General features: G+C 37.8%; 18 protein-coding genes. 5 read left to right on the top strand and 13 right to left on the bottom strand.

Annotation, left to right across the window (positions count from 1 at the left end):
* Positions 1 to 15 precede the first annotated feature (15 nt).
* From OD757_RS00770 to rplM, 5 genes are all read right to left on the bottom strand, one after another.
* Positions 16 to 675 carry a hypothetical protein gene (locus OD757_RS00770; RefSeq protein ID WP_263030539.1) on the bottom strand — a complete coding sequence of 220 codons (660 nt, stop codon included), beginning with the start codon at positions 673 to 675 and terminating at the stop codon, positions 16 to 18.
* A gap of 17 nt (positions 676 to 692) precedes the next feature.
* Positions 693 to 1,127: a ClpXP protease specificity-enhancing factor gene (locus OD757_RS00765; protein WP_009388714.1), complete on the bottom strand. Its 435-nt coding sequence runs from the start codon at positions 1,125 to 1,127 to the stop codon at positions 693 to 695.
* A 6-nt stretch (positions 1,128 to 1,133) separates the two neighbouring features.
* Positions 1,134 to 1,787: a glutathione S-transferase N-terminal domain-containing protein gene (locus OD757_RS00760; protein ID WP_191901123.1), complete on the bottom strand. Its 654-nt coding sequence runs from the start codon at positions 1,785 to 1,787 to the stop codon at positions 1,134 to 1,136.
* A 175-nt stretch (positions 1,788 to 1,962) separates the two neighbouring features.
* Entirely contained in the window at positions 1,963 to 2,349 is a 387-nt protein-coding gene (rpsI, locus tag OD757_RS00755) for a 30S ribosomal protein S9 (RefSeq protein ID WP_002048725.1), read from the bottom strand.
* Between the two features lie 12 nt (positions 2,350 to 2,361).
* Entirely contained in the window at positions 2,362 to 2,790 is a 429-nt protein-coding gene (gene rplM, locus OD757_RS00750; RefSeq protein WP_003656097.1) for a 50S ribosomal protein L13, read from the bottom strand.
* 173 nt (positions 2,791 to 2,963) lie between these two features.
* Here rplM and pdxA point away from each other — a divergent pair, with 173 nt between their 5' ends.
* The 3 genes from pdxA to OD757_RS00735 are packed head-to-tail and all read left to right on the top strand — an operon-like array spanning position 2,964 to position 5,626.
* Positions 2,964 to 3,947, top strand: coding sequence for a 4-hydroxythreonine-4-phosphate dehydrogenase PdxA (gene pdxA, locus OD757_RS00745; protein ID WP_263030538.1), 984 nt, complete (start codon positions 2,964 to 2,966; stop codon positions 3,945 to 3,947).
* A 23-nt stretch (positions 3,948 to 3,970) separates the two neighbouring features.
* On the top strand, positions 3,971 to 4,783 hold the full coding sequence (gene rsmA / locus OD757_RS00740; protein ID WP_009388683.1) for a 16S rRNA (adenine(1518)-N(6)/adenine(1519)-N(6))-dimethyltransferase RsmA: 813 nt from the start codon (positions 3,971 to 3,973) through the stop codon (positions 4,781 to 4,783).
* The gene (locus OD757_RS00735; protein WP_263030537.1) at positions 4,784 to 5,626 is read left to right on the top strand and encodes a symmetrical bis(5'-nucleosyl)-tetraphosphatase; all 843 of its coding nucleotides are present in this window, start codon (positions 4,784 to 4,786) and stop codon (positions 5,624 to 5,626) included.
* A gap of 90 nt (positions 5,627 to 5,716) precedes the next feature.
* Here the strand turns inward: OD757_RS00735 and OD757_RS00730 are convergent, their stop codons facing one another.
* From OD757_RS00730 to hflX, 4 genes are all read right to left on the bottom strand, one after another.
* A complete protein-coding gene (locus tag OD757_RS00730; protein ID WP_263030536.1) occupies positions 5,717 to 6,160 on the bottom strand; it encodes a DUF2147 domain-containing protein in 444 nt (147 codons plus the stop codon).
* 82 nt (positions 6,161 to 6,242) lie between these two features.
* A complete protein-coding gene (locus OD757_RS00725) occupies positions 6,243 to 6,917 on the bottom strand; it encodes an LrgB family protein (protein WP_009388694.1) in 675 nt (224 codons plus the stop codon).
* 10 nt (positions 6,918 to 6,927) lie between these two features.
* The gene (locus tag OD757_RS00720; protein ID WP_009388707.1) at positions 6,928 to 7,299 is read right to left on the bottom strand and encodes a hypothetical protein; all 372 of its coding nucleotides are present in this window, start codon (positions 7,297 to 7,299) and stop codon (positions 6,928 to 6,930) included.
* Between the two features lie 33 nt (positions 7,300 to 7,332).
* Positions 7,333 to 8,676 carry a ribosome rescue GTPase HflX gene (gene hflX / locus OD757_RS00715; RefSeq protein ID WP_263030535.1) on the bottom strand — a complete coding sequence of 448 codons (1,344 nt, stop codon included), beginning with the start codon at positions 8,674 to 8,676 and terminating at the stop codon, positions 7,333 to 7,335.
* 215 nt (positions 8,677 to 8,891) lie between these two features.
* On the opposite strand from hflX, the gene OD757_RS00710 reads away from it, so the two are divergent.
* Positions 8,892 to 9,701, top strand: a complete 810-nt coding sequence (locus tag OD757_RS00710) for a lysophospholipid acyltransferase family protein (protein ID WP_009388687.1) — start codon at positions 8,892 to 8,894, stop codon at positions 9,699 to 9,701.
* Here the strand turns inward: OD757_RS00710 and OD757_RS00705 are convergent, their stop codons facing one another.
* Complete coding sequence (locus OD757_RS00705) at positions 9,702 to 11,327, bottom strand: phospholipase D family protein (RefSeq protein WP_263030534.1); 1,626 nt, start codon at positions 11,325 to 11,327, stop codon at positions 9,702 to 9,704.
* A gap of 106 nt (positions 11,328 to 11,433) precedes the next feature.
* Between OD757_RS00705 and OD757_RS00700 the strand changes: the two genes are divergently transcribed.
* On the top strand, positions 11,434 to 12,444 hold the full coding sequence (locus OD757_RS00700) for a metallophosphoesterase (protein ID WP_263030533.1): 1,011 nt from the start codon (positions 11,434 to 11,436) through the stop codon (positions 12,442 to 12,444).
* Positions 12,445 to 12,491: 47 nt separating this feature from the next.
* Here the strand turns inward: OD757_RS00700 and OD757_RS00695 are convergent, their stop codons facing one another.
* The 3 genes from OD757_RS00695 to OD757_RS00685 are packed head-to-tail and all read right to left on the bottom strand — an operon-like array spanning position 12,492 to position 14,718.
* Positions 12,492 to 12,971, bottom strand: a complete 480-nt coding sequence (locus tag OD757_RS00695) for an OmpA family protein (protein ID WP_263030532.1) — start codon at positions 12,969 to 12,971, stop codon at positions 12,492 to 12,494.
* Between the two features lie 14 nt (positions 12,972 to 12,985).
* Positions 12,986 to 14,209 carry a diguanylate cyclase domain-containing protein gene (locus OD757_RS00690; protein ID WP_034677722.1) on the bottom strand — a complete coding sequence of 408 codons (1,224 nt, stop codon included), beginning with the start codon at positions 14,207 to 14,209 and terminating at the stop codon, positions 12,986 to 12,988.
* Between the two features lie 5 nt (positions 14,210 to 14,214).
* A complete protein-coding gene (locus OD757_RS00685; protein WP_155757878.1) occupies positions 14,215 to 14,718 on the bottom strand; it encodes a YfiR family protein in 504 nt (167 codons plus the stop codon).
* Positions 14,719 to 14,883 lie beyond the last annotated feature (165 nt).

Here is a 14,883-nt window from a genome sequence, read left to right as displayed (position 1 = left end):
TGTATAGGCAAATTTTTAAGCAATAAATTGTGTATAAGCACAGTACAAATAGCCCAAAATTGCTAAAGCAACGACAGGGGCAATAATTTTTGACCATGTAGGTACAGAAACCTCGGTAGCTTGTTCTTCAACATGCAAGTCATCATGATGAGGTTGGGCTTGGTGAACCATTTGATTGAACTCCTTCATTGTTGTGTCCAATGATAGCTCTTCTTGTTCCACAGGTTTAGAACCAATTAATTCATTTAGATGATTTGTTGACCAAACCCAATCTTCGGCTTGACCTGATAAGTGTTCTACTTGACCTAAAATTAATTCTTTTAAGCCATTATGCCCAAAACCGCCTGTTTCATCGAGCTGGTTCAGTTCCGCTAACTGCAAAGTTAAAATTTCAGAAATACTTTGTTCTAATTCTGCATTTTTTAAAGCCGATTGGTTATGCTTAGATGTTGTTAAATGACGAGCAACTTCTTGAATATAAAGTGGATCTGCAGCTTTAATTTCATGATAAATCTTATTGTCATCTTGACGCCACAAACTAATCAGTTTTCCAAGCGTAAGAATATTCACCTCATCAATCAGTTTATTTTTTTCATTAACTGGATATTGATTTAAAAGCTGAGGCTTTTGAATTTTTATCTGCTCAGCAAAGTATTGGACTAAATCAAATGCCATGCTTTCTTCCTCTAAATTTAATCTAAAATTCTTAACGTTGGTTTTTTCTTGGTCGATGTTGTTTCAATTGCTTCTTGTACTTCTGACTCTACTGTATTTTCTACAGGCGCTACATTGGCATATTCTTCAGGATCAAAGAATAAACCTTGTCCATTCTCACGTGCATAAATACCTAGAACAGCCTGAATAGGTACATAAATATCTTTCGATGCCCCCCCAAAACGGGCAGAAAAAGTAATGGCTTCATTTCCAATAAGAAGTTGATGAACAGCATGAGGCACGATATTTAAAACAATTTGGCCATCTTTAACAAATTGCTGTGGAACATCAGTATGTGGCTGTGTCGCATCCACTAATAGATAAGGCGTAAGCTGGTTATCACAAATCCATTCATAGATTGCACGAGCAAGATAAGGACGTGTAGGGGTTAAATCAATAGTTTGCTCAGACATATCACACTATTCCATATTTAATAGTTCATTGTAACGGTTTTTCTCTTGAGCCGTCATTGATTTAGCAAAAGAAGGTCTCTCAAAGATACGTTTACAATACAAAAGTATCGGTCGGCAGTGCTGTTTCGGTAAATCGATTCCCATGCTATTTAATCTTAAAAAGATAGGGGCAAGCATACAGTCCAAGATTGTGAAATTTTCAGACATAAAATAGGGAAAATGCTGAAATAGGGGAGTAAGTGAAATTAAAGTTTCACGTAATTCTTTTTGAGCTTTTTGCTTTTGTTCGACATTTAGAGAATCAGTATGTTTTAACATGTGATCTGCTAACTTGAACCAGTCGTTTTCAAGTCTCCATATATATTGACGCTGTTCTGCACGCATCATTGGAGCATCTGCATAAAGCTTACTTTGACGATAACGATCATCTAAATATTCAGCAATAATAGGCGCTGAAAATAATTTAAGATTTTGCTCGACCAACATCGGCAATTGATTATAAGGATTTAAACTTGCCAAATCTTCGTCTTCATGGTCAGTTATGATCAATTGATATTTGATTTGCTTTTCTGCTAATAAGAAACGAATCCAGTGAGAACGGAAATCATCAGCATGACTGTAAAGGGTAATCCCCTGAATAGAGGTGTTTTCGACCGACATATCACAAGACGACGTGGTTGAGTGAATCGATTAGGATACTAAAAATGCTCTCGGAAATCACGGTTCTAACGAGATAGTTTGTTTATATTTATAAGTTTGCCTTTTATTGTTCTATTTTCATAATAAAAAAGCCTTGGGAAAATCCAAGGCTTTTTTGTCCAACTCGATAAACGAATTAACGTTTAGAGAATTGAGGACGCTTACGAGCTTTACGTAAACCAAGTTTCTTACGTTCAACTTCACGAGCATCACGAGTAACGAAACCAGCTTGACGAAGAACAGGTTTTAAAGTTTCGTCAGCAGCGATAAGCGCACGAGTAATACCGTGACGGATTGCGCCAGCTTGACCACCAATACCACCACCTTTAACAGTGATGTAAAGGTCAAACTTTTCAGTAACTTCTAAAAGTTCTAAAGGTTGACGAACAACCATACGAGCAGTTTCACGACCGAAATATTGCTCTAAAGTACGGTTGTTGATAACGAGTTTGCCTGTACCAGCTGACAAGAAAACACGTGCAGTTGCGGTCTTACGGCGACCTGTACCATAATTAGTAGCCATGTGCTGTATCCCTTAGATGTCCAAAACTTGTGGCTGTTGAGCAGCATGCGGATGCTCAGTACCAGCGTACACTTTCATTTTTTTGATCATTGCATAACCAAGAGGACCTTTTGGTAACATGCCTTTAACTGCTTTTTCAAGAACAGCTTCAGGCTTGTGAGCAATTAACTTCTCGAAGTTAGTCTCACGGATACCACCAGGGAAACCAGTATGGCGATAATATTTCTTATCAAGTGCTTTTTTACCAGTCACTTGAACTTGTTCAGCATTAATCACAACGATGTAATCGCCAGTGTCAACGTGAGGAGTATAAGAAGTCTTGTGCTTACCGCGTAAACGACGAGCGATTTCAGTCGCAAGGCGACCTAAAGTTTTGCCAGAAGCATCAACAACATACCAGTCATGTTGAACTTCAGCTGGCTTAGCGCTGAGAGTTTTCATTAAACCACTACCTATTATAGTTGGTTTGGACTATGGAATCTGTCCAAACAAAAGGAGCGAGCATTCTAAACGAGTTTGTCCAAAGTCACAAGAAAAATCCAGTTTAAGCCAGATAATTTAATCCATAAACTGATGAATGCGGGATATGTTAAAATCAAACAAATTTTCGTTATGTGTCTGGGGTGATTGTGCTGCCTTTATATGTCACTTCCGGTGAGCCGGCTGGTATTGGTCCAGATATTTGCTTGAGCTTGGCTGAGCGAATTGATGAACGCCCTGTTGTTATTTTGGGTGACCGAAATTTATTAGAACAACGTGCCCAGAAACTCGGGATAAATATTCAATTTGTAGAATATACGGGACAAACTGAATCAACGTCTTCAGGTGAGCTTTATATAGAACATGTGCCTTTAAAAACGGCGGTTGTTGATGGACAATTAAACTCAGCTAATGCGGCTTATGTATTAGAACAATTACGCCGTTCAGCCGATTATGCGTTATCTGGTAAAAGTGTCGGGGTCGCCACTGCTCCTGTGCAAAAGTCGGTTATTAATGATGCAGGTATTTTGTTTAGTGGTCACACTGAATACTATCAAGAATTTGCAGGGGTAAAGCGTGTCGTCATGATGCTTGCGACCAAAACCTTACGTGTTGCTTTAGCGACTACACATTTGCCTTTAAGAGATGTTGCAGATGCAATTACCAAAGAGCGATTGCATCAGGTCATTGATATTTTACTGCATGACTTAAAAACTAAATTTAAGATTATGGATCCGCGCATCTTAGTATGTGGTTTAAATCCTCATGCGGGTGAAGATGGCTATTTAGGACGCGAAGAGATTGAGACCATTAATCCGGTACTCGAAACTTATCGGGCGCAAGGAATTAAAATGAGTCTAAGCTTGCCTGCAGATACCTTATTTACCCCTGAGCATCTTAAAAATGCTGACGCTGTACTTGCCATGTACCATGATCAAGGTTTACCTGTGTTAAAATCACAAGGATTCGGTGAAGCTATCAATATTACATTGGGTTTGCCGTTCATCCGAACTTCGGTTGATCATGGCACCGCATTGTCTTTGGCCGGAACCGGTTTAGCAAAAAGCTCAAGTTTAAATGTCGCTGTCGATTTAGCTTTATCTTTGGCAGCGAGCTAAATTTTTCATGTTGGAAATGTTCTATGTATCAAATTAATGCCCTAAACCCGAAAGATGAAGGGCATAAAGCTCGTAAACGTTTTGGTCAAAACTTCTTACATGATCAGCGAGTCATTGCCAAAATCGTGCGCTCGGTGAATCCGCGTGCAGGTGAAAATGTTGTTGAAATTGGACCTGGTTTAGCTGCATTAACATCTCCTTTAATTGGAGAGTGTGATGCGCTAACAGTTGTTGAGCTAGATCGTGATTTAGCGGCAGGCTTGCCAGAACGAGTTCCACATCCTGAACGTTTAACTATTATAGAAGCTGATGCATTAAAATATGATTTTAACGAACTGGTAAAAGATGGTCGACCATTACGTGTGGTTGGTAATTTACCTTATAACATTTCAACCCCATTACTTTTTCATCTCTTGGAATTTGGCAGTAAAGTTAAAGACATGCACTTTATGCTACAAAAAGAGGTGGTTGATCGTATTACTGCCGAACCAAACACAAAAGAATATGGGCGCTTGTCGGTAATGATTCAGTATTATTGCCAACCTACGTTTTTATTTGAAGTGCCAGCTGGCGCATTTAACCCACCCCCTAAAGTAACGAGTGCTGTTTTCCGCCTTGTTCCTTATGAACAAAAACCGATTATTGCAAAAGATGAAAAAGCTTTGGCTCGGTTGGTTGGTCATGTATTTACCCAACGCCGTAAGACCCTAAGAAATAGTCTTAAAGGTATGATCGCCGAAGATGGCTTTGAAAAAGCAGGCGTTGATCCAATGGCTCGACCAGAAACTTTAACACTTGCTCAATTTGTTGCTTTAGCTGATCAAATGGTGGCATAAATGACTAAACGTTTTAATTATGTGATTGGCGATATACAAGGATGTTTTGAAGCTCTAAAAGCTTTGCTTAAAGAAATACGTTTTGATCCAGACCAAGATTTTTTATGGTTTGCGGGTGATTTGGTTGCTCGTGGCGAAAACTCAGTGGGTGCCTTACGATTTGTTAAAAAACTTGCTGACCGCGGCGCTGCTGCAACTGTGCTCGGAAATCATGATCTGACTTTAATTGCTGGCGCGCGTGGTTTAAAAGAGATTAAAGAAAAAGATCGCACGCAGGATGTTATTGATGCAATTGATGGCGACGAGTTAATCGACTGGTTGCGTAAACAACCATTATGCTTATTTCCAAACGAGCAGACAATTCTTACTCATGCAGGCATTCCTTGCATTTGGGATGCACAAAAAACTGCAAAGCTGGCAAAAGAAGTTGAGGCAGTACTGTCACATCAAGATTTATCTGTCTTGGATGCTTTTTTAGCAGAAATGTATGGCTCAAAACCTGATTTGTGGGAAGACAACTTAGCTGGTTCAGCGCGTTTACGTTGTATTACTAATTATTTGACTCGCATGCGTTTAACCAACGCAGATGGGGCTTTAGAGTTCAGTTTTAAAGATGCTCTAGATGCGCCAATGCCAGAAGGCTATCTACCTTGGTTTGAATTTCCAAGCAAAGCTGCTCAGACTCATCAGATTATTTTTGGTCATTGGGCTGCGCTAGAAGGTAGAACCATTAATGAGCAGATCCAGAATATTGATGGCGGCTGTGTATGGGGACGAAAGTTAATGGCTTATCGCCTTGAAGACAAAGAAATCTTTGCTGTCGAAAATCCTGTACAAGTATAGGAAAAGAAATACTTTTTGCGAGCGCAAGACGAGAGGGGTGCCCGTGTGAAAGTAAAAAAGCCGCATAAGCGGCTTTTTTAATGTGAAGTATTATTCTACGCGAATCCAGATTTGATTACGCCCCAAAGCAGAAACACCAAGATAACCACGCATATGTAAGCGTTTGCCAGTTGCACTAAGTTTTGCTTTAAGTCCGTAAACTTTGCCAGTATTCGGATCTAAAATTTTACCACCCGTATAATTAAGCCCATCTGTTTGTTTTAAACCCGTTGCAATATCCAGACCGACAATTGGTTTATTGGTATAGGGTGCAGGGCAGTTATCACAAATCTCTTTAGGCGTATAGCCTGGACGTGGTGTAACTTTGATAATCTTTCCTGCATATGTCCCATTTGCTTCTTTTCGTATTTCTACCTGTGCTTTAGGAGCACCTGTCTTATCATCAATTGTTTGCCAAAGACCTGTAATATCTGCCGCAAATGTAGCAGTATTGATCCCCAGTAAGAGCAGAGCTCCAATAAAAATTTTCCCCATAATTAAAAGTCCTTTTAACTTTGAAAGGTCATCTTATTTCGAATTGATATACCGTTCAATGTTTATTTAATCCACTTCTTAATTATGGTGTTCCAAGTGACAACATTAATGTTGGTAACCAAATTGCAGTAAATACGCCATTCAAAGCCATACCAAATGCAGCGTAGCGGCCTGCAACAGGTCCGCGCTGCCAAGCTTGAGCTGTCCCTATGGCATGCGCGGCTAAACCTAAGGCTAAGCCCGATGCTCTTTCATCATGAATATGCTTGAGTAAAAATGGTGAAAAAGCTGCTCCAATAACCCCAGATAAGATAACAATAAGGGTCACCAGCGTTTCAGGAGCATGTAATAACGTTGCGATATTTAAGGCAATGGGGGTAGTTACTGCACGGGTTGCAAATGCAAGGATGGTTGGTTCAGACATGTGTAATAAATATGCTAGTCCCATAGGCAGCGCAACGGCGCTAATACTTGCAAAAAGTAAGATGCCAATGACTGATTTAATTGGAAGATCATCATAACGCATCGCAGCTAAAGGAATGGCTAAGGCCACGGTGACATAACCTAATAGATGACCAAATAAGTCATTCACATAAAGACGGTATTGTTCATAAGGGACTTGTAAAACGGAAAGTAATGCAATCACAATGAACATGCCGAAAACTAAAAGCGGAACTTGTGGAAAACGTCGGTTTAAAGGTTTAGCGCACAAATAACCAATTAATGTGATTAAAAAACCATAGAAAATCGTAAACATTTTATTCTCCTTATAACCAACGTTTTGCCATTTTTGCATAGACCCACAAAGGTATAAGGGTGCTGATTACTAAAACAAAAAGGAATAGTGGAATTTCTTTACCCATATGCACCAACATAATTAAGGAACCAGCACAAACGGGTAAAAAAGCAAATCCACTTTCTTTCATAATTTTATTATTCGTATCAACTATCCGGAGAGGAATTTTTTTGAACTTCCTCCAGATAATCAAAATAATCAGTAAGCTGATTAAGCCGACTAAATTACCTAATTCTGGATGACCAAAAGCACGCATGACGATGACAGAGCCTTCACGAAAACCAATAATGAGTAGTAATGTTGCTACCCATGCTGTCCAGTCTATACTTTTGATCTTATCCATATTTTTTATCTCTAAAAGTTTACTTATCAAGTTTTAACTGATCTGGCCCTTGATTTCAAACTCTTCCAAGGGACGCTTAAATTGATTAGCATGTTCTCCCAAGATTTCGTCTAAGGGTAGTTTTGCTTGGCGTATAAGCTTTTCTAATTTATGTGGTGCAATGCGTACATCAATATGTAATAAGCCCGCATCATCATAGTGTTCAGACTCAATCACATTTAAGGCATAAAGTTGGGTGCGCAATTTGCCATAAGCCGGTTTAAGAATCAGTGAAAAATGTTGAATTTGACCCATCAAACATTCTTGTACTGCTTTTTGAAGTAATTCTAGACCAAGGCCAGCGTGAGCCGAAACGTACACTCGATCAGGTACATGTGGCTCGGCATAAATGATTTTGGCTTCTTCACCGCTCAGATCAATTTTGTTGTAAACCCGAAGTACTGGAGCATCTGCACCAATCTCTTTTAATACGCCTTCAACTGCTTCAATTTGATCAAGCATATCGTGACTATTACTATCAATCACATGCAGTAATAGTGTGGCTTCAAGCGTTTCTTCAAGTGTTGCTTTGAATGATTCAACTAAATCATGCTGTAAGTTTCGTACAAAGCCTACTGTATCTGCTAATACGACAGTACCGATACCATCCCATTCCAAACGGCGTAAAGTTGGGTCGAGTGTTGCAAACAGTTGATCGGCTGCATAGACATCACTATTTGCTAAAATATTAAAGAGAGTCGATTTTCCAGCATTGGTATAACCTACTAGCGACACCGTTGGAATAGCGGCTTTTTGTCTTGCAGCACGCCCTTGTATACGCGTTTGATGTACCTTCTCTAATTTATCTTTTAATTGGGCAATACGAACACGAATGAGGCGACGATCTGTTTCCAGTTGTGTTTCACCAGGACCACGTAAGCCAATACCACCTTTTTGTTGCTCAAAGTCAGCTGACCAGCCGCGAATAAGACGAGTAGATAAATGCTTAAGCTGAGCAAGTTCGACTTGTAATTTACCTTCATGCGTACGGGCACGCAGCGCAAAAATATCTAGAATTAATCCTGTACGGTCAATCACTCGGCATTTTAATATTCTTTCTAAATTTCGTTCTTGAGCAGGTGATAACGCATGATCAAAAATTACGAGACTTGCTTCTAGTTCTTGAACTTGTTCTGCAATTTCTTCGACTTTTCCTGAACCAATAAAAAATTTAGGATTGGGTTTATTTCGCTGAACTTTAATATGTTCAAGGATATCTGCACCAGCAGACTGTGCAAGTAGAGCAAACTCTTCGGCATCCAGATCATCTAATAATTGTACAGAAACACTCACTAAAATTGTGCGTTCACCGCCTTGATGCCGATCAACATATTCCACGTGGCTATAAATCCTGAAATGGGAAAACTTTATTCTAGATGAAACTTAAGCAAAAGGGGAAAGCGTTTATTCTTATCCTTTAGATTAATGAAAAGTAGTTAGAGGTGACTGAATTTATTTTATTTCCCTTTCTCTATCATCAATGCAAGTTTATTCCGAAACGTATAGAATGGCTCGAGATGGGTATAACAATGATTGATCGTTAGTGAAATTTTATGGCTCAAACGCAAAGTATAGTTAATTCAACGTTAAAGAAATTATCAAAAATAGGTTTATACGGAAAAAAAGTCACTTCTGCCACCGCTGCAATTAGTGAAGGTTTTTATTTAGTTTATCGACATGGGCTTTATAAAGATCCTAATAATCCGGTTAATACCCGCTATGTTCAATATTTTTGCCGCCGTTTATGTCAGGTTTTTAACTTAGATGTAGAAGTACACGGAACAATTCCTAGAGAACCTGCTTTATGGGTAAGTAATCATATCTCATGGCTAGATGTTGCTGTTTTAGGTTCAGGGGCTCGTGTTTTCTTTCTTGCCAAAGCAGAAATTGAAAATTGGCCGATTCTTGGAAATCTCGCTAAAGGTGGCGGAACTTTATTTATTAAACGTGGGTCAGGGGATTCCGTTAAAATCCGTGAGCAAATTACCGAATTTTTAAAACAAAATATTCCAGTACTATTTTTTCCTGAAGCAACGACCACAGATGGGCATTCTGTTAAGAAAGTTCATGGTCGTTTACTTGGAGCTGCTATTGAAGCTCAACGTCCAGTACAGGTGTGTTTGATTTGCTATGTAAACCGTGATGGGCAATTAGATACAGTCGCCCCATTCATTGGTGAGATGACCTTTGCCGAACATATTCAGCGTGTACTTGAAATGCCGAAAGTAACAGCCCATTTGTTAACTTTGCCTCCGATTTCAGTGGAAGGACACGATGTCAAAAGTTTAACGCGAGAAGTTCAAGAAAAAATGGTAGAAGGTCTGGCTCAACTACATCAAAAGGTACTTAAGCCAAAAAATTAATTACATAAACCCTTCAAGTGGCAGCCATGAAAGAAACTTCATGCCTGCTTTTTGCCACCACTTCATCTCAGGTTCTTGTTTATAAATTAAAGGACCATTTGGAGTTTGTTGCTGCCAATAAATATGGTTGTTAGCGTCGAGCTTTAATTTATAAGCATATTTATTTAGATTTTCATCCATTGTATGGTGAATGGTCTTAGCCAATGATGGGCTATCTAAGATCACGCCAATTTCAGTATTTAAATAAGCCGAACGTGGATCAAAGTTAAATGAACCAATAAAAACCTGTTCATCTAATGCCATCAGTTTAGTATGCAAACTTGAACGGCTTAATCCTTTCATATTCACTTTAGCTTTAGTCGCAAGCTCATCTGTATTTTTATTTAAATCTCTTTTATCTGGCGTAGGTAAAAACTCATAAAGTTGTACGCCGTTTTTAAGAAGTTCTTTACGGTACTTTCCATAAAATGCATGCACAACCCCAACGTCATTCGCTTTAAACGAATTAGTTAAAACTCGAACCTCAACGCCTTCTTTAGCAAGCGTACTTAAAATCTTGGCGCCTTGTTTTTCAGGAATAAAATAAGCTGAGATTAAATCAACATTACTTTCTGGTTTTTCTAGGTGGTTGATTAACTGGAAATTTAAGTGTTCTTCTTTTTTAGCTTTCGATTTGATTTTATCGGGTGAGTCTTTTACGACTTCTGCTTTGACCCAGTCGAATTGAATATTGCGATTTAACCATTCATCAAATGCATGTGATTTTGCGGTTAAGTTTAGAAAGTTTTGAACTGTTGCCTGTTGATAGTGCGCTTCGAGTTGCTCTTTTAATCCTTCATAGCGTAGACGATGTTGCTCTGGACTTACGATACTTTGAACTGAATATGCATATTCATGATTCCAGTAATCATCAAATGAATTCACAATATCATCAACAGCAGCGCCCACTAACATCACATCGACATCAGAAAACTGATAGCTATCGCTTACATTGTAATATTGATTTGTCATGTTACGTCCGCCAATAAGAGCAACCTCATTGTCGGCAATAAAACTTTTGTTATGCATACGACGATTGATACGTTTTAAATCAAGCACCATGTCCATCGCACGATATTTACGAAAACGGTAAGGGTTAAAAAGTTTAACTTCAATATTTTTATGCTGAGAAAGGGCAAGCAAAATCCCTTCTATTTTTTTTGCATTATTATCATCAATAAGAAGTCGGACTTTTACCCCACGATCAGCTGCTCGAATAATTGCGTGCAAAGCTAAAGCACCAACTTTGTCATTATCCCAAATATAATATTGTAAATCTAAAGTCTTTTCGGCTTTATCAATTAATCTTAGGCGGGCTGCTAGAGCTTCCAATGGATCATTTAAGACATGGTAACCCGTTAACTTTGGATTTTGCTGACGTAAGGGAGTAATAATTTTGGCAAGTGAGGTCTGAGAGGTATCAATATCTTTTGCATATTGTACTGGCTCAATACGATGTTTTGGCAGAGTACTACATCCTGTCAAACCCACAGCAAAACTAGAACATAGGACTATAGAGGCTTTTATCAAAAAGCCTTTAGCTTGTTGATTCGTTTGAAGCTGTTTGGAAGGAAAGGATTGTGCCATAATCAGTACATACGATAACGTGAGCTAGAGTATAATTCGTGCATATTGAAAGATAAATATTGAATTTGATTACTAGCAATCAATATAAGATAAGTCGAGAGTCGTAATGTGGAATCCAAATTCAATTATTTTTTGTTTTTACTTTATTTTTTCAATACTTGCTTTATGGGGAATTTCTGAGGCTTGGATTCATCAATCTCGGACCGAGACCATTCATCCATTTAAAGCTTTTGTCCATTTACTCGCATTTTACCTCTCTTATCTACTTATTCCGCTCTGGTTCTTTAATTTATACGCTGCTTGGATTGGTTACTACTCAATTCATCAAGGGATTTTTATCTTTTTCTTAAGTGGTGTTCTAATTTACGCGCGATTTATTGAACCTCATCTAGTACGGGTCGATACTCATCAGTATCGGTTAAATCCAGATCGTAGTTTTAATAAACCTGTAAAAGTCGCTTTGATTGCAGATTTACATATTGGTTTATTTTCAGGGCATGAACGCCAGCTCAAAACCATAGTTAGAAAATTAAATGAACAGCAACCTGATTTAGTTGTCGTAGCAGGGGACTGGACTTATGAACCAGAAGATAGACTGATTCAAGAATTGAGTGTTTTAAAAGAAATTCAGGCGCCTGTATATTCAGTTCCTGGAAACCATGATGAGCAATATCCTGGCCCACCGATTCAACAATTATTAAAAGATGCCTTGTTTTATAATGAAGTTGTCGATATTGAAGGCAAAATAGTTGATTTTGAAGAATTCCGTTTGATTGGTATTGGTGATCTCTGGGCCGGAAAAACAGATATGCGTTCTATGCCAGATTTACCCCAAGACAAGCCTTGGCTGATCCTTTCTCATAATCCGGATACGGTAGATATGGTGCCAAAATTACCGAATCGTCCTTTAATGTTATCGGGGCATACACATGGAGGGCAGGTGGAGCTTCCATGGCTGACTAACTATATTATGAAAAAAGTATCAATTTTAGGCCACAAACGTGGTTTTTACTCTCACGAGCATGCAGATGTCTTTGTTACCGTCGGCACGGGAATGGTCGGAATTCCTTTGCGTTTTAGAGTTCCACCAACCATTGATATTATTGAGTTAGTTTAAAATAAAAAAGCCAATCACAAAGGATTGGCTTTTTTTATAAATCAAAATTATGGAATAACAATAATTGCTACACGTCGGTTAATCGCACGATTTTCATTGGTTGTATTTGGAACATAGGGCTGGGTTGAACCACGACCAATCACGTAGATATTTTCTTTTTTAAATCCACGAGCTAAGAAAAGGTTTGCTACACTTTGTGCGCGCTCTTCAGATAGCTTCTGATTATATGTAGCATCACCCACATCATCAGTGTGACCAACAATTTTCAATTTATTCAGATCATACTTATTCAATTGATTTGCTAGACGCACTAATTCAGCTTCATGGCTTTGTTTTAACTCTGCATCATTAAAATCAAATAACAAACGTTCTGGTAAACCTAAAGTCCATCCTTCATCAGTAAGAACAAAACCTTCTTTCTTGAGCAGTTTTACTTGACGATACTTTAATGGACCAAAACTCAGGCACCCTGCAAGAGTAATGCATAGCAATGCAATAAAGGAGAGTTTTAAAGATCTTGTATTCATAGATTAGCCTAAATTTAATTTTCAGGTTTATAAATAAACCAGTGTTCATCCGAATTTTTAGCCTTATACATTGCCTGATCTGCTTGCATAATGAAATCTTCGGGGCTAGATGCAAATTGTGATAAAGCAATACCTACACTAAAACTGAAGTAAATGGTTTGACCATTCAGATGTAAAGGTTCTTTACAGCTTTCGAGTAAATTTTCAGCAATAGATATTAAATGATCAGCATGACTAATGGAATGCAAAATGACTGCAAATTCGTCGCCACCTAAACGCGCGATAAAATCTTGATGACGTAAACGGGTTTGCAAACGATTCGCCATTTCTTTTAAAACTTCATCTCCAGCTAAATGACCAAACTGGTCATTAATTGATTTGAAGTTATTGTTATCTATAAACAATAAAGCAGATTTATTATCAAATCCCTTATCTTCAAACATATCTAAAAGAATTTGATAAAAATAATGTCTATTCGGTAATAAGGTGAGCTGATCGTGATGAGCCTGAAATGACAATTTACGATTTTCTTTTTGTAATTGATTGTCCCATATCTGAATTTCTTCAAGTAACTCATTAAAAACGGTATTTAAATCTTGAAATTCTTTAATGCGATTATAAGGGAAGCGAAGATTATAAGCTTTTTGCTCACTTACAATTTGAGCAATATTGGTCAGCGGATAGATAGCTTGCATAATTTGACGATAAGTTAGGTTTACTGACCACCACAAAGCGCAAACAATAAACAACATCGCAATTGCAAGCCCCACCATAATCATTTTGAGGAACTGCAATATTTTTTCAGAACTACCAAAAAGCGTGAGTTCACCTACATTTTGTTCATGATGATAAATTGTAAGATGAACAGGTTCATTTAAAAACCAATGATCAAACCATCCTTCTAAAATTGAAGTTTGACTTGATAATTTAAAACTCTGTGCAATTAAATGATGTTCTGAATCATAAATATGAATAGTACGAATTGAATGATCATTCGTATATTCATTCAAAATTTGCTCGATTGTAATCTTATCGTTAAATACCACTGCGGGCTGAATACGCTCTAGCAGAGTATGGCTCAGCAATTGCAAATTTTGTTTGGCGTAAGTTTCCATTGTAAAAACAGAAATTGATACAAACGTAAAAGAGCAAATAAAAAACGTAATAGCAAAAATAGTAAATTGAGATTTTCTAAATAATGCATGCAGTGAAGTGGACTGATACAACTTTGATATCATGATCCTTACTCCGCATTCTTAGCCAAGAGCAATACTCTCGGATCAATATGAACTTTGGAGTGGCTTAAAGCATCTAAGTTAACTTTAAAGGTAGTGTAATTATTTTGATTATATAAACAAAAGATACTTCCTATTTCACAGTCTGAATTGTTAATGCTTAAAGAAAGTAAAGAGCGATAAGGATAATTCTGAATAAGGCTTTGTTGTTGCTGTGGAGGAGTAGTAGAAAAATAAACAGCCTGACAATGTGACCGGGCAAAATCTTTCGCGTTTACAGTTTGAACACGATAATTATAAGACAATTGCTGGATATAAGATTGAAAGGTAGATGTAATGGAGGGATTATCAATAACACAAAGAGTAGGAGTATTTATATTCTCCCACTTACTGTAGCTTAGAATAGATAAAGTAAGCACATAGAAGTTATGCTTCGAATTGGCATAACAAGGCCCACTCGTAGCAAACACTACAAGTATGCAAACAAATACTTTTTTAGCGAACTGCCACATGGTGAGTTAATGCCAAACTATTGCACGAATAATCTATTCTACATGAAGTTGATAAAGTAAAAAAAGTTTAATATCTCATCTAAAGTTGACTAAAAAGGCTAAAAAACGCTCATACGATAATGTTTGTTTAAAAAAGGGGTTGCAAAGGGATTGGGATGGTCTATA

The sequence above is a fragment of the Acinetobacter sp. AYS6 genome, from assembly GCF_025630795.1.
In the GTDB taxonomy this organism is placed as follows: domain Bacteria; phylum Pseudomonadota; class Gammaproteobacteria; order Pseudomonadales; family Moraxellaceae; genus Acinetobacter.
This window is presented reverse-complemented; position numbering and strand designations above follow the sequence as displayed.

Coding starts and splice junctions, on each gene's coding strand:
- OD757_RS00765 (WP_009388714.1), bottom strand. CDS start 1,127: ATGTCTGAGCAAACTATTGATTTAACCCCTACACGTCCTTATCTTGCT.
- OD757_RS00690 (WP_034677722.1), bottom strand. CDS start 14,209: ATGATATCAAAGTTGTATCAGTCCACTTCACTGCATGCATTATTTAGA.
- OD757_RS00685 (WP_155757878.1), bottom strand. CDS start 14,718: ATGTGGCAGTTCGCTAAAAAAGTATTTGTTTGCATACTTGTAGTGTTT.
- OD757_RS00730 (WP_263030536.1), bottom strand. CDS start 6,160: ATGGGGAAAATTTTTATTGGAGCTCTGCTCTTACTGGGGATCAATACT.
- OD757_RS00720 (WP_009388707.1), bottom strand. CDS start 7,299: ATGGATAAGATCAAAAGTATAGACTGGACAGCATGGGTAGCAACATTA.
- OD757_RS00735 (WP_263030537.1), top strand. CDS start 4,784: ATGACTAAACGTTTTAATTATGTGATTGGCGATATACAAGGATGTTTT.
- OD757_RS00695 (WP_263030532.1), bottom strand. CDS start 12,971: ATGAATACAAGATCTTTAAAACTCTCCTTTATTGCATTGCTATGCATT.
- rpsI (WP_002048725.1), bottom strand. CDS start 2,349: ATGGCTACTAATTATGGTACAGGTCGCCGTAAGACCGCAACTGCACGT.
- OD757_RS00700 (WP_263030533.1), top strand. CDS start 11,434: ATGTGGAATCCAAATTCAATTATTTTTTGTTTTTACTTTATTTTTTCA.
- OD757_RS00760 (WP_191901123.1), bottom strand. CDS start 1,787: ATGTCGGTCGAAAACACCTCTATTCAGGGGATTACCCTTTACAGTCAT.
- OD757_RS00725 (WP_009388694.1), bottom strand. CDS start 6,917: ATGTTTACGATTTTCTATGGTTTTTTAATCACATTAATTGGTTATTTG.
- OD757_RS00710 (WP_009388687.1), top strand. CDS start 8,892: ATGGCTCAAACGCAAAGTATAGTTAATTCAACGTTAAAGAAATTATCA.
- rsmA (WP_009388683.1), top strand. CDS start 3,971: ATGTATCAAATTAATGCCCTAAACCCGAAAGATGAAGGGCATAAAGCT.
- OD757_RS00770 (WP_263030539.1), bottom strand. CDS start 675: ATGGCATTTGATTTAGTCCAATACTTTGCTGAGCAGATAAAAATTCAA.
- rplM (WP_003656097.1), bottom strand. CDS start 2,790: ATGAAAACTCTCAGCGCTAAGCCAGCTGAAGTTCAACATGACTGGTAT.
- OD757_RS00705 (WP_263030534.1), bottom strand. CDS start 11,327: ATGGCACAATCCTTTCCTTCCAAACAGCTTCAAACGAATCAACAAGCT.